Raw genomic sequence first — 13,130 nt, forward strand, 5'->3', positions numbered from 1 at the left:
TTCTTACGGCTCGCGCCGTGAGACTTCCTGTTTCATAGCCGACTGCCCGCCCGGAGTTCTCCGTTGAGGTCTTACACCAGCTCCACAGGCCGACACCGCCCGTCCGGCGGCCAGCAGGTTGCGTGCGGCGTTCACGTCCCGGTCGTGGGTCGTGCCGCAGGCGCACGTCCAGGTGCGAACGTGCAGCGGCATCTTGCCCTGCAAGGTGCCGCAGACGGAGCACAGCTTGGAGGAGGGGAAGAAACGGTCGACCGCGATCACTTCCCGCCCGTACCACTGGGCTTTGTACTCCAGCAGGCTGCGGAACTCGGCCCATGCCGCGTCGCTGATGGCGCGGGCCAGGCTCCGGTTCTTGACCATGTTTCGCACGGTCAGGTCCTCGATCACGATCGTTTGGTTTTCACGAACGAGCCGAGTGGTCAGCTTGTGCAGGCCGTCACGGCGCCGGTCGGCGATCCGGGCGTGGATCTTCGCGACCTTCAGCCGGGCCTTCCTGCGGTTGGCGCCGTCCCCCTTGGCCTTGCGCGCAAGGGTGCGTTGGGCCCTCGCGAGCCGGGCACGGTCCGTGCGCTCATGCCGCGGGTTAGCGATCTTCTCACCGGTGGAGAGCGTCAGGAGGTGGTTCAGACCGACATCGACACCGACCGCCGCATCCGTGGCGGACAGCGGCCTGACGGTGAGGTCGTCGCACAGCATGGAGACGAACCACCGACCGGCGCTGTCCTCGGAGACCGTCACAGTGGACGGCTTCGCCCCCTCAGGGAGCGGGCGCGACCACACGATGTCCAGCGGCTCGGCCATCTTCGCGAGAGTCAGCCTGCCGTCCCGGAAGCGGAAACCGCTGGTGGTGTACTCGGCGGACTTGCGGGACTTCTTGCGGGACTTGAAGCGCGGGTACTTGGCCCGCTTGCTGAAGAAGTTGGTGAACGCGATCTGCAAGTGCCGCAGCGTCTGCTGCAACGGCACCGACGACACGTCGTTGAGGAAGGCCAGTTCCTCGGTTTTCTTCCACGCCGTCAGCAGGGCCGAGGTCTGGTTGTAGTTGACCCGCTCCTGCCGCGTCCACGCCTCCGTGCGGGCCGCAAGCGCCAGGTTGTAGACCTTCCGCACGCATCCGAACGTGCGCGACAGCTCAGCTGCCTGCGCACCCGTCGGATAGAAGCGGTACTTGAACGCCCGCTTCACATGGTTCGCGGTCACGCTCACAAACTAATGCGACCGCATGTAAAGATCAAACCTGCGGGTCAGAGCACTGCGATCCGCCCTGGCGGCGAATCGCAGCCAGCCCTTGCCCTGCTCCGCGGGAGTCCGTTTCCTCTCCGCCCTGAAGGGCGGAGTATCCACGGAGGAGTCAGATGAACAGCACACGACGTGCGTTTCTCGGTACGGCTCTGGGTGCCGCCGCGGCCGCAGGTCTCGGCACCGCCCCGGCGTCCGCCGCAGGGTCCGACCGCTGCCGTCGCATCCCGCCGTCCGGGATCGGCATGCACCTGTACACGATGCGCACGACGCTCGCGACGGACTTCCGGGGCACGCTGGAACGGCTCGCGGAGATCGGGTACGCCACGGTCGGGGTGAGCGGCCGGCACGGCAACAGCGCCGCCGACATCCGGCGGATGCTCGACGAGACACGGCTCAAGGCGGTCCTCGAACATGTCGGGTACGACATCGTGCGGGGAGCCGGGCTGCCGCAGGCGCTGGAGGACATCCATACGCTGGGCGGCAAGTGGATCGTCGTGCCCAGTCTGCCGGGGTCGCTGCACAGTCCGGCCGGATACCGGGAGGCGGCACGGGAGTTCAACAAGGCGGGGCTGGCGGCCCGCGAATCCGGGCTGAAGCTGCTCTACCACAATCACGGCACGGACCATCAGGTGGTGGACGGCGTCAGCCTGTACGACATCCTGCTCGCCGAGACCGATCCGGAACTCGTCGGCTTCGAGCTGGATCTGTACTGGGCGGCCAACGGGGGCGCCTCGGCGCCCGGCGAGCTGTTCGTACGCCATCCCCGGCGCTTCCCGGCGCTGCATGTGAAGGACATGGCTCCGGACGGGGACTTCGCCGATGTCGGGTCGGGGGTGCTGGACTTCCCCGCGATGTTCGACACTGCGCGGCGGGGCGGGGTGAAACAGTGGCTGGTGGAGCACGACTCGCCGGCTGATCCGTTCGCGTCGGCGCTCGCCAGCTATACGTATCTGTCGCGGCTGCGGTACTGAGCGGTCCGGCGCGCGGCACGGCCCCGGAGAGCGTTGCTCGGGTCTCCGGGGCCGCTGCGGTGCTCAGTGGGCGGCAAGCAGCTGCTCGTACCAGGCGAGGGTTGCGTCCACCGTGGCCGGGAGCGGGTTCGGAGTGAGCCCGTAGGCCTTCTCGATGGCCGACGAGTCGACGATCTGCGGCTCGGTGTGCTGGTAGAACATCTCGGCGTACTCCGCCATGAAGACCTCGTCGAACGGGCCGACCGGGCGCGGCTCGTCGACGACGGTGATGTCGAGCGGACCGCCGGTGCGCTCCTCGATCATCGTGAAGACCTGCCGGGTGGTCAGCGCGGGTGCGGTCGGCAGGTGCCAGACCCGGCCATCGCTGTCGGGGTGCGCGCCGAGCGTGGCGAGTCCGGCAGCCACATCAGCGATGTACGTGTAACTGTGCGGCAGGTCGATGTCGCCGAGGGCAGGCACCGCTCCCCCGGTCAGCGCGGCCGGGAAGACGGCGCCGCCGAGGGTGGAGTTGAGCACGCCGGGTCCGACGAAGTCGGCCGACCGGCCGAGGACGACACGGAGCCGCCCTTCGGTGTGCGCCGCGAGATAGCGGGCGTCGAGTTCGGCGCGCATCCGGCCCTTGCGTGTCGTCGCGTTCCACGGTGAGTCCTCGGTCATCACGGCGCCGTGCGTCTCGCCATACGGGTAGAGCGTGTCGAGTACGACGAGCCGCGCGCCGACCGCCTCGACCGCGGCGAGGACAGCCTCCTGGATCCGCGGCATGACGTCGACCTGGAGGTGGTAACCGACGTTGACGCAGTGGTAGACGACCGCGGCACCCTCGACCGCGGCCCGGGCGCCGTCCGAGGTGGCCACATCGGCCGCGAACCGCTCGACCCCTTCGATCGCCGGCCCGCCGCCTGCACCGCCACCTGCTCGATCGACGAGCCGGACCGGGTGGCCGCGGTCGACGAGTTCACGGGCGAGCGTGGTGCCGGCCGGGCCTGCGCCGAGAACTACCTGGAGATCACGTACTGCGGTCATGGCGTACTCCTCTACATCGCTGATGGCTCCTTGCAACTGTTAGAGACGATAACTCTTGCGATGAGTCATAGCAAGAGACGCTGTTAGGCTGCGTAACAGAAGTGAGCTCGCCTAGCGAAAGGGGCCGGTGATGGTCCAAGGCCAACAGGGGCCGCGCGCCCGATACCGGGAGCAGACCCGGTCGGAGATCAAGGAAGCCGCCCTCCGGCAACTCGCCGAGGGGGGTGTCGCGGCGCTCGCGCTGACCCGTATCGCCAAGGACATGGGGCTCTCCGGCCCCGCGCTCTACCGCTACTTCGCCAGCCGCGACGATCTGCTGAACGCGCTGATCAGGGACGCGTACGACGAAGCGGCGGCGGCCATGGCCGAAGCGGCCGCCCGCTCCACGGACGCCTCAGGAGGCCCGCGCGCGCACCTGCACTCACTCGCGGAGGCCTATCGGGCCTGGGCCGTCGCCGAGCCGCATCGCTACCTGTTGATCCAGGGCGCCTCGGTGCCGGGCTATGTCGCACCGGCCGACACGCTGGACCGGGCCCGGGCGGTGCTCGGGCCGTTCCTGCCGGTCTTCGCGGGCGGGTCGCCGGGGGCCGAAGTGGCCGGCGTGGTGGACCAGATGACGGCGTGGGCCGGGTCGGACGCGGCTGTGGCCGGATGGGTGGCCGAGTATGTGCCGGCCGCCGCCGGCGACACCGGGATGTCGGGGCTGGCTCTGGCCGGCGCCGTGCTCGCCTGGGCGCAACTGCACGGATCGGTCGGGCTCGAGGCGGCCGGCCAGTTCGCGGGTATGGGACACGGCGGCGACACGCTGCTGGCCGCGCAGACCGAGATGCTGGCGAACGCGTTCGCACTGGTGTGAGGTCCGGGTCCGTGGGACGGGGACAGCCGCCTGCGCACGAGGGCCGGGGCGCAGGCGGCTTCGCACAAGAGCCAGTCCGCAGGCGTCCGCGCACGCAGACCGGGGCGTCGGCGCCTGTGCACGCGGTCCGGGGCACCGGCACCCTCGCACGAAGGCCGGGGCGATGCGCCCCGGCCCGTCCCTGGTCAGTCGTGTGCGGACGCCGCCCCGAGCAGATCGCGGATGTGGGCGGCCGCGTCCCGGAACTCCGGTCGGCCGAGCGTCTCGCCGTACTCCCGTTCCGCGTCCAGTCCCACCTCGATGATCTCGGTGATGGTGCCCGGCCGTGGGCTCATCACCACCACCCGGTCGGCCAGGTAGACCGCCTCCGATATCGAGTGGGTGACCAGCAGCACGGTGGTGCCGGTCTCCCGCCAGATGCGGTTGAGCTCCATGTTCATCTGCTCGCGGGTGAGGGCGTCGAGCGCGCCGAACGGCTCGTCCATCAGCAGGACCGGCGGTTCGTGCAGCAAGGCCCGGCACAGCGCCACCCGTTGCTGCATGCCACCGGACAACTCGTGCGGATACGCGTCCTCGAAGCCGTCCAGTCCGGTCATCCGGATCAGTGCGTCGACCCGTTCGCACGCCCGGGCCGCGGGCATCTTCCGGATCTCCGCCTGGAGCAGGATGTTGCGGCGCGCGGAACGCCACTCGAGGAGAGCGGCGCGCTGGAAGACGTAACCGATGTCGTGCCGTGGGCCCGTGACCTGTTCACCACCGAGCCGGACCTCGCCCGTGGACGGCTTCAGCAGTCCTGCGACCAGCTTGAGCAGGGTCGACTTGCCGCATCCGGACGGACCGACCAGGGCCACGAACTCGCCCGGCGCCACATCGAGCGAGACGTCGCGCAGGGCGGTGACGTCGCGGTTCCTGCCGCGGAACCGCACCGAGACGTCCGACACTCCGACGGCCGGAGTGACGGTGCCGCGGTCGCCCGCGGACAGCGGGTCCCGCTCCAGGGGCTTCGCCTCCTGCTTGGGCATCGTCATCCCTTCAGCGCTGTCTTCGCGTCCCAGTACTCCCCGACGGCCTTCGGCTTGGCGACCATGCCGGCTTCGGCGAAGACATCGATGGTCTGCTGCCAGTCCGCCTCGTTGTTGACCCCGGGTGCCTTGCCCTCGGTCGACGCGGTGTGCAGCAGTGTGAGCGTCGTCTTGAACTGCTCCGCCAGCACGTTCTTCGGCGGCAGTTGCTCGGACGCTCCGTCCATCGCGGCAACAGCGGGGCCGGGCGCCTTCTCCGCGGCGGCCCACGCCTCGCTGACCGCCTGCGCCATGCGCCCCGCGAGCTCGGACTTCGAGGCGAGAAGCTTCTGCCCGGCGAGCAGGCCGTTGGAGTAGAAGTTCAGCCCGTTCTCGGAGAAGCGGAGGTACGAGACGGGCTTCTTGGCCTTGTCCTGCATGGTCGGGCCCTGATCACTGGCGTATCCGAGCAGTCCGTCGGTCTTCCCCGAGATCACCGCGGCGATCTTGCCCGCCGGGTCGGTGTTCTGGACCTTCACGTCCGACTCGTCGATGTTGTTCTTCTTGAGGAAGATCGGGAACGTCTTGGAGAGCGCGTCCCCGGCCGTCCCGGCGATCGTCTTCCCCTTGAGATCGGCGGGTGACCCGATGCCCTTGGAGTCGAAGGACTGCACGGATGCGGGAGTGGTCTGAAGGAAAACGCCGAGGCTCTTGACCCGTACCCCCTGGTCGACCGCGGCCAGCAGCGCCGGGGTGTCGGCCCAGCCGAAGTCGGTCTGCCCCGCGGCGGTCGCCTGCACTGTCTTCTGTGAGCCCTGGCCCGCCTGAATCGTCAGATCGATGCCGTGCTTCTCGAAGATCTTCTGCTGCTTGCCGTAGTAGAACGGCGCGTGTTCGCCGTACGGATACCAGTTGAGCGTCAGCGTGACCTTGTCCAGCTTCTTCCCCGATTCACCGGTGGTGGTCGACGCGTCGTTCCCGCCGCAGGCCGTGGCCAGCAGAACAAGAGGTACGACACCGATCAGGAGTCTGCGCGGGTGCATGGGCTGGCCCTTCTCGCGACGGGGTCCGTGACAGCAGTCAGTGGGTGGCGTTCAGTACGAGGTGGTGGCAGGTGCGTCCCGGCGGCTGGCGTGCCACGGGAGCAGGAGCTTCTCGGCGATCTCGACGGCGACGAAGAGGACGACACCGATCAGGGACATCACGAGCAGCCCGGCGAAGAGCATCGGGGTGTCGAGGTTGCCGTTGGCCTGGAGGATCACATAGCCCAGCCCCTCGTTGGCACCGACGAACTCGCCGACGACCGCCCCCGTCACGGCCAGGGTGACCGCGACCTTGAGGCCGGAGAAGAGATGAGGGAGGGAGGCCGGGAAGCGGATCTTGAGGAAGGTCTGCCAGGGCTTGGCCCCCATCGTCGCCGACAGCTGCAGCATCTCCGGGTCGACCGCCTTGAGGCCGGTGACCATGGAGATCACCACGGGGAAGAAGGCGATCAGGACGGCGATGAGGATCTTCGGTGCGATACCGAAGCCGAGCCAGACCACGAACAGTGGCGCGATGGCGATCTTCGGTACGACCTGGGCGAACAGCAGAATCGGGTAGAGCGTGCGCTCGACGGTCGAGGAGTACACCATGATCACGGCCGCCAGCACGCCGACGGCCACCGCGATCACGAAGCCGAGCAGCGTCTCGTACGTGGTCACCCAGCTGTGCTGCCAGAGATAACTCGCCTTGCCCGTGAGGACATCGAGCGTCGCCCCTGGTGACGGTACGAGATACGGCTCCACCAGCTCGGCCGCCGAGATCACCCACCAGGCAACGAAGCAGGCCAGCAGCAGGGCGACCGGACGCCAGCTCTGCTCGGCCGCCCGCGCGAACCGCTCAGCTGCCGACGGCCCGGACCGCGGGGCAACTCCCGCCACTTCGGCGGGACTTTTGGCCAACGCGCTCTGGCTCACTTGAACTCCCTGAGGTTCGGCGGCAGTTGTGGAGAGCTGTGCGATTTCGCGATGACGGAGAAGGCGCTTTCAGAAAGCGCTTTCTGGTAAGGTGCCGCCACGCTAATGACTGCCTGCACGCATGGTCAATAGGTCGTCCCGAAGTTTCGGGACCCTGCCGCCACCGCGCCCCTAGGAGTCGAGTTGAGTCAACCGGTGACACGGGCGACGCCAGACCCTCCGGGGCCGCGGCGCAGCGTCGGGACCGCAACCCATGTGACGCTCGATGCCGTCGCCCGGGAGGCCGGGGTCTCACCGGCCACCGCCTCGCGGGCGCTGAACGGCACGGCAAGGGTCCGTGACGACCTGCGGGAGCGGGTGCATGCGGCGGCCGACCGGCTCGGCTACATCCCCAACGCCCACGCACAGGCACTGGCCGGCGCGGCCAACAACCGTACGGTGGGCTTGATCTGTCATGACGTCAGCGATCCGTATTTCGCCGCGATCTCCAGCGGAGTGATGCGGGCCGCGGCGGAGCGGGGGCTGCTCGTGATGCTGGCCTCCACGTTCCGCGAACCGTCCCGGGAGATCAGCTACGTCTCCATGCTGCGGGCCCAGCGCGCCCGGGCGATCCTGCTGATCGGATCGGGCTTCCAGGACCGCGCCTGGGAGCGTGCGATGGACGCCGAACTGGAGCCGTACGTCCGGGTCGGCGGGCGGGTGGCGGTCGTCAGCCGGCACCGCAGCCTGCGGGTGGACACCGTGCAGCCGGAGAACCGGGCGGGGGCCGCGGCGCTCGCCCGGGCGCTGGTGGAGCTGGGGCATCGGGCGTTCGCGGTGCTCACCGGGCCTGCCGCGCTGACGACGGTCTCCGACCGGCTGGCGGGGTTCCGGGAGGGGCTCGCCGAAGCGGGCATCGGGCTCGGGCAGGTGGTGGAGGGGGCGTTCACACGCGACGGCGGGTACGAGGCGGCCCGGCGGCTGCTGCTCGATGCGGGGCGGGCGCCCTTCCGGTCACGGCCGACGTGCGTGTTCGCGGTGACCGATGTGATGGCGGTCGGTGCGTTGGCGGCGCTGCGGGAGGCGGGGTTGCGGGTGCCGGAGGACGTGTCGCTGGCCGGGTTCGACGACATTCCGCTGGTACGGGAGCTGTCGCCGCCACTCACCACGGTGGCGCTGCCGCTGACATCGATGGGCGAGAGCGTGATGGCGCTGGCGCTGCGGGACACGGGGGCGGTACGGGGGGCGCGGGTGGTGCGGGTGGAGGGGGAAGTGGTGCTGCGGGGCAGTACGGGGGCGCCGGGAGGGGTGTGAGCTGCTGTCGGTTTACTGAGCTGAAGTGAGTAGTGGTGAGCGGGAGTGAGTTCTGCCAGTGGGTTCGCGGGGGTGGGAACGGGAGTTCTGGAGCCGAATGGGTGACCTTGGCGGCTGCTGCTCGTTGACCGGATGGCGGGTGTCCGGCCTTGAGGGGGTGATGTGGTGGGTGGTTTACGGAGGCCGACGGCCTCGTTCGTGGTGTCCGGGCCTTGCGGGGTGGCGGTCCGGGACCGTCTCAAGCACCTCACGCCGCAAGACGAGAGGGTGCTGCGTGCGGTCGGTGCGCACCAGGGCACGCTTGCTTCCCGTGATCTCAAGACCCGCTGCGCAGATGGTCTCGAGCACAGCGGGGACACCTGGGCAGCGCGCAAGCGGGACCTGACCGGGGTGTCATCGTCGCGGATCGCGGGTGCGATCACGAAGGCCACCCACGACCAGTGGGCGCTGGCGCGCCGCTGCCAGGCCGCGCACATCCAGAAGCTGGAAGCCGGAATCAAGACGTTGCGGCACCGCCTGTCCCTCCCGCTCGGGGAGCCCGGAACGAACCGGGCCGCGGGTGGCTACCGGTCGAAGAACGAGTGGTTCCGCAAGTCCCGCCGCCTCGCGGCACTCGAGGCGCGGCACGCCGCTGCTGTAGCCGACTGGCAGGCCGGACGGGTCCGGGTGGTACGAGGCGGCAAGCGTCTCCTGAACACCCGCCACCACCTCACCCAGGCAGGTCTCACCGAAGACGAGTGGCGGGAACGGTGGGAGGCGGAACGCTGGTTCATCGCTGCCGACGGTGAGTCGGGGAAGCAGTTCGGGAACGAGACGATCCGCGTCACCCCGGACGGCGACGTGTCCATCAAGCTACCCGTCCCGCTCGCGCACCTGGCCAATGCCAAGCACGGCCGGTACATCCTCACCGGCCGCATCGCGTTCGCGCATCGGGGTGCGGAGTGGGCCGACCGCGTCACCGCGAACCGGGCCGTCGCCTACCGCATCCACCTCGACACGGACCGCGGACGCTGGTACCTCACCGCATCCTGGCAACGCCCCCTCGTGCAGACGATCCCGTTGGAGACCGCCCGCGCCAGGGGGATGATCGGCGTCGACACCAACGCCGACCACTTCGCCGCCTACCTTCTCGACCGGCACGGCAACCCCATCGGCGAGCCGCACCGCTTCGGCTACGACCTGTCCGGAACCGCCGGTCACCGAGACGCACAGATCCGCCACGCCCTGACCCGCCTGATCAACTGGGCGGTGCGTGCCGGTGTCGCCGCGATCGGCATCGAAGACCTCGACTTCAGGCCTGAGAAGACCCGCGAGAAGCACGGGGGCCGCAAGCGGTTCAGGCAGCTCATCTCCGGCATGCCCACCGGCAAGCTCAAGGCCCGGCTGGTGTCCATGGCCGCCGAACAGGGTCTTGCGATCGTCGCGGTGGATCCCGCCTACCGGAGTGATCGTGCGGGGCATCGGACCGCCCAGGCCGAACCAGGTGACCAGGGGCGTGAGGGAACCCGCCCACCCACCACGGACCGGCCCCCCGGAGAGCCGTCACCGAGCGGGAAGCGAAAGCGGGAACCCAGCGCATCCAAAACCGTTCGGGATGCACCCAGCACGCAGCAGTGGGTCCACGACTCACTCATGCACACTGGCTAGGAACGGTGGAGTGCGGTGACCGGGGCGCCCCGGGGCCGGCCTTGTCCTCAATCGCCCCCATGGCCTTGAGGGCATGGGAGGGACCTCCTCGACGGCCTTGACTTTGCCGGCGATTGAGGACAGCCGTCCACCACGATCGCGTCAGGACGTGGACCTACGGGTGGATCAGGACCTGGGACAGGGCCACCCGCCCCGTTCCCGACACCGCGATCTTCACCGTGCGGGTCCGGCTGTCCAGGTCGAGGACCGTCGGGCGCAGTGCCTTGCCGCTCACGTGGACCGTGCCGTCGTCCGTGATGACGTCGAAGTCGGCGGTCGTCGTCGACGAGTTGTTCCAGATCTCGATCTGCCGGATGTGCTTCGTCGCGCCCAGGTCGACCTGCCACCAGGCGCCCGCCTCGGACAGCGTGCGGGTGTCCTTGTTGGTGTCGGCGTCGAGGGCGAGCCCGGCACCCGCCGTGCAACTGGCGGCACTCCATCTGCCGAAGCCGCCCGTCGACCCGAGCACGCTGACCGACTGACCGCAGGCGCAAGGAGTCACCATGAATCTCAGCAGACGAACCCTTCTCGCAGCGACAGGCGCCACCGCGGCCATATCCGCCACGACACTTGCCACATCGGCCGGTGCCGCGCACGCGCAGTCCGGCGACGCGGCCGGCGAAGCCTCCGAGGCGGTCGCCACCGTCGGTTTCGACGCGCTTCTGAAACGCGCCGAAACCCTCCTGACCGGCGGTGCGTTCGACCCTTCGGACGCCGATTTCGCCGCCGCGGTAGCGGCCCTGGACGCCACGGCGAAGGGGCTCTGGGACACCCTGGACCGCAGTGCGGGGCGGACCGTCCTCTGGCCGGACCTCTCCCCCGTCACCGACCCGGGCAACTTCGGCCAGAGCTACACCCGGCTGCGTACGCTCGCCACCGCCTGGGCCACCCCCGGTACCTCACTCGCCGGCAGCGCGGAGGTGGCGGACGCCCTCGTCGCCGCGCTGCGCTTCGCCCACGACACCGCGTACAACCCGGCCAAGCGCGAGACGGGCAACTGGTGGTTCTGGGAGATCGGCACCCCCCGTGCGCTGATGGACTGCGCCGTCCTGCTGCGCGATCGCCTTCCGGCCGCCGACCTGACGGCCTATCTGGCGGTCGTCGACCGCTTCTGCCCGGACGCGGACCGTCGCACCAACTCCCCCACGTTCGCCGAGACGGGGGCCAACCGCACGGACAAGGCCGTCATCGTCGCGCTGCGTGGGCTGCTGGGACAGGACGCGGCCAAGCTGGCATCGGCCCGCGACGCCCTCTCCGACGTACGCGACTCGAGCAACAGCCTGTTCCGGTACACGAGTTCGGGTGACGGCTTCTACGAGGACGGGTCGTTCGTCCAGCACGATGTGGTCGCTTACACGGGTACGTACGGCGCGGTGCTGCTCGGCGGCGCCGCCTATCTGCTGTCCCTGCTCGCGGACTCCGAGTGGGCGGTCGCCGACCCGGACGTCTCCGTGATGTACGAGGCCGTCGAGCGGTCCTTCGCGCCGGTGGTCTTCGACGGGCTGATGATGGACGCGGTGCGCGGCCGGGCGATCTCCCGGGAGCGCGCCGGTGACCACCGGGACGGTGCGGCGGCCGTCGCCGCGATCCTGCTCCTGGCGACCGGCGCACCCGCCACGTACGCCGACCGCTGGCGTGAGCTGGTCAAGGGCTGGCTGACCCGCAACCGCACCACCCCGTTCGCGGCGCTCGCCACGCTCCCCCAGCTCGCCCTCGCCAAGGCTGTGCTGAACGACCGGAACATCCACCCCGGACCGCGCACCACCGGCCACTTCGTCTTCGCAGACATGGACCGGGTGGTGCACCGCCAGGCGCGATGGGCCTGCGCGCTGTCGCTCTCCTCGAAGCGCATCTCGGCGTACGAGGCGGGCAACGGCGAGAATCTGCACGGCTGGTACACCGGCGACGGCATGACGTATCTGTACGGCGGCGACGACCTCGGGCAGTTCAACGACGGCTTCTGGCCGACCGTCGACCCGTACCGGCTGCCCGGCACCACGGTCGACACCCGGGAGCGAACCGATCTCGGCACCGGCGCCGGCACCTCCACCTACCGGCCGACGAACGCTGTCGCGGGCGGAGCGGTGCTCCACGATCGGTACGGTGCTGCCGCAATGGAGCTGATCGGCCCCGCAGGCACCACCCTGCGGACCAAGAAGTCGTGGTTCCTGCTGGACAACGCGGTGATCGCCCTGGGCACGGGCATCTCGTCGAGCGACAGCCGCACGGTCGAGACGATCGTCGAGAACCGCAACCTCGGCCCGGACGGCACACAGCGGCTGCTGGTCGACGGCGTCCGGCAGCCCGCTGAGCAGGGCTGGACGGAGGAGTTCGGCCACGCCCGATGGGCCCATGTCGACGGCGTCGGCGGCTATGTCTTCCCCGACCCCACTGCTCTGCACGCGCTGCGCGAGGAGCGGACCGGGACCTGGCGGGCGATCAACACCGGGGCGGACACCGGCGGCGGCACCGATCCGGTCACCCGCCGCTATCTCACGCTCTGGGTCGACCACGGTGTCTCGCCCGCCGGTGCCGGCTACTCCTTTGTGCTGCTGCCCGGTGCCTCCGCGGCCGCGACCGCGGTCTGGTCGCACTCGCGACCGGTCCGGATCATCGCCAACGACGCCACCGCACAGGCCGTGGAGGCCCGCAGGCAGGGGCTGACGGCAGTGAACTTCTGGGGCGCGGGCACCGCCGCCGGGGTCACCGCATCCGGTCCGGCCTCGGTCCTGGTCCAGCGCCGGGGCCAGGAGCTCGCCGTCGCCGTCGCCGACCCGAGCCGCACCCTGACCTCGCTCACCGTCGAACTTCCCTTCCGGGTCAGCCGGGTGGTCACCGCGGACGACACCGTGTCCCTCACACCGGGCCGGCGCCCCGTGCTCACGGTCGCGGTCGGCGGATCACGCGGCCACACGCACACCGCCGTGCTGTCCTGACCGGCCACCGGCGGCCGGTCCGTCAGCACCGGCCGCCGGTCCCCCGTTCCTCCTTGAGCTCACTGGTTACGATCTCACCGGCTTCTACGTCGACATGTGGGCGTACCCGATCAGCGCGGACGGCAAGGTCGCCGCCCTCGCCACGCTCGACCTGCCCATACCGC

The 13,130-nt window shown here is 69.7% G+C and carries 11 protein-coding genes; 5 read left to right on the forward strand and 6 right to left on the reverse strand.

The window, feature by feature from the left end:
- Positions 1–3 precede the first annotated feature (3 nt).
- Positions 4–1,200 (reverse strand): RNA-guided endonuclease TnpB family protein, encoded by a 1,197-nt coding sequence (locus OHA03_RS00220; protein WP_266999515.1) that lies wholly within the window; start codon positions 1,198–1,200, stop codon positions 4–6.
- A gap of 155 nt (positions 1,201–1,355) precedes the next feature.
- Between OHA03_RS00220 and OHA03_RS00225 the strand changes: the two genes are divergently transcribed.
- Positions 1,356–2,213, forward strand: coding sequence for a sugar phosphate isomerase/epimerase (locus OHA03_RS00225; RefSeq protein WP_266999517.1), 858 nt, complete (start codon positions 1,356–1,358; stop codon positions 2,211–2,213).
- 63 nt (positions 2,214–2,276) lie between these two features.
- Here OHA03_RS00225 and OHA03_RS00230 read toward each other — a convergent pair whose 3' ends face one another.
- On the reverse strand, positions 2,277–3,236 hold the full coding sequence (locus OHA03_RS00230) for an NAD-dependent epimerase/dehydratase family protein (RefSeq protein ID WP_266999519.1): 960 nt from the start codon (positions 3,234–3,236) through the stop codon (positions 2,277–2,279).
- A gap of 130 nt (positions 3,237–3,366) precedes the next feature.
- On the opposite strand from OHA03_RS00230, the gene OHA03_RS00235 reads away from it, so the two are divergent.
- Complete coding sequence (locus OHA03_RS00235) at positions 3,367–4,092, forward strand: TetR/AcrR family transcriptional regulator (RefSeq protein ID WP_266999521.1); 726 nt, start codon at positions 3,367–3,369, stop codon at positions 4,090–4,092.
- Between the two features lie 185 nt (positions 4,093–4,277).
- Here the strand turns inward: OHA03_RS00235 and OHA03_RS00240 are convergent, their stop codons facing one another.
- Genes OHA03_RS00240 through OHA03_RS00250 form a run of 3 tightly spaced genes read right to left on the reverse strand, consistent with a single transcriptional unit; the run spans position 4,278 to position 7,051 of the window.
- Positions 4,278–5,120 (reverse strand): ABC transporter ATP-binding protein, encoded by an 843-nt coding sequence (locus tag OHA03_RS00240; RefSeq protein ID WP_266999523.1) that lies wholly within the window; start codon positions 5,118–5,120, stop codon positions 4,278–4,280.
- Positions 5,117–6,136 carry an ABC transporter substrate-binding protein gene (locus OHA03_RS00245; protein WP_266999525.1) on the reverse strand — a complete coding sequence of 340 codons (1,020 nt, stop codon included), beginning with the start codon at positions 6,134–6,136 and terminating at the stop codon, positions 5,117–5,119. The genes OHA03_RS00240 and OHA03_RS00245 overlap by 4 nt, the downstream gene beginning before the upstream one ends.
- A 51-nt stretch (positions 6,137–6,187) precedes the next feature.
- A complete protein-coding gene (locus OHA03_RS00250; protein ID WP_266999527.1) occupies positions 6,188–7,051 on the reverse strand; it encodes an ABC transporter permease in 864 nt (287 codons plus the stop codon).
- A 255-nt stretch (positions 7,052–7,306) separates the two neighbouring features.
- Here OHA03_RS00250 and OHA03_RS00255 point away from each other — a divergent pair, with 255 nt between their 5' ends.
- A complete protein-coding gene (locus OHA03_RS00255; RefSeq protein ID WP_266999529.1) occupies positions 7,307–8,344 on the forward strand; it encodes a LacI family DNA-binding transcriptional regulator in 1,038 nt (345 codons plus the stop codon).
- A 165-nt stretch (positions 8,345–8,509) separates the two neighbouring features.
- The gene (locus OHA03_RS00260; RefSeq protein WP_266999531.1) at positions 8,510–9,991 is read left to right on the forward strand and encodes a transposase; all 1,482 of its coding nucleotides are present in this window, start codon (positions 8,510–8,512) and stop codon (positions 9,989–9,991) included.
- 154 nt (positions 9,992–10,145) lie between these two features.
- On the opposite strand, the gene OHA03_RS00265 is transcribed toward OHA03_RS00260, so the two are convergent.
- On the reverse strand, positions 10,146–10,535 hold the full coding sequence (locus tag OHA03_RS00265; RefSeq protein ID WP_266999533.1) for a hypothetical protein: 390 nt from the start codon (positions 10,533–10,535) through the stop codon (positions 10,146–10,148).
- Here OHA03_RS00265 and OHA03_RS00270 point away from each other — a divergent pair.
- Entirely contained in the window at positions 10,534–12,966 is a 2,433-nt protein-coding gene (locus OHA03_RS00270; RefSeq protein ID WP_266999535.1) for a polysaccharide lyase 8 family protein, read from the forward strand. The two genes, OHA03_RS00265 and OHA03_RS00270, sit on opposite strands and share 2 nt — an antisense overlap.
- The last annotated feature ends 164 nt before the right edge of the window (positions 12,967–13,130 follow it).

The organism is Streptomyces sp. NBC_00154 (genome assembly GCF_026342835.1).
Lineage (GTDB): Bacteria > Actinomycetota > Actinomycetes > Streptomycetales > Streptomycetaceae > Streptomyces.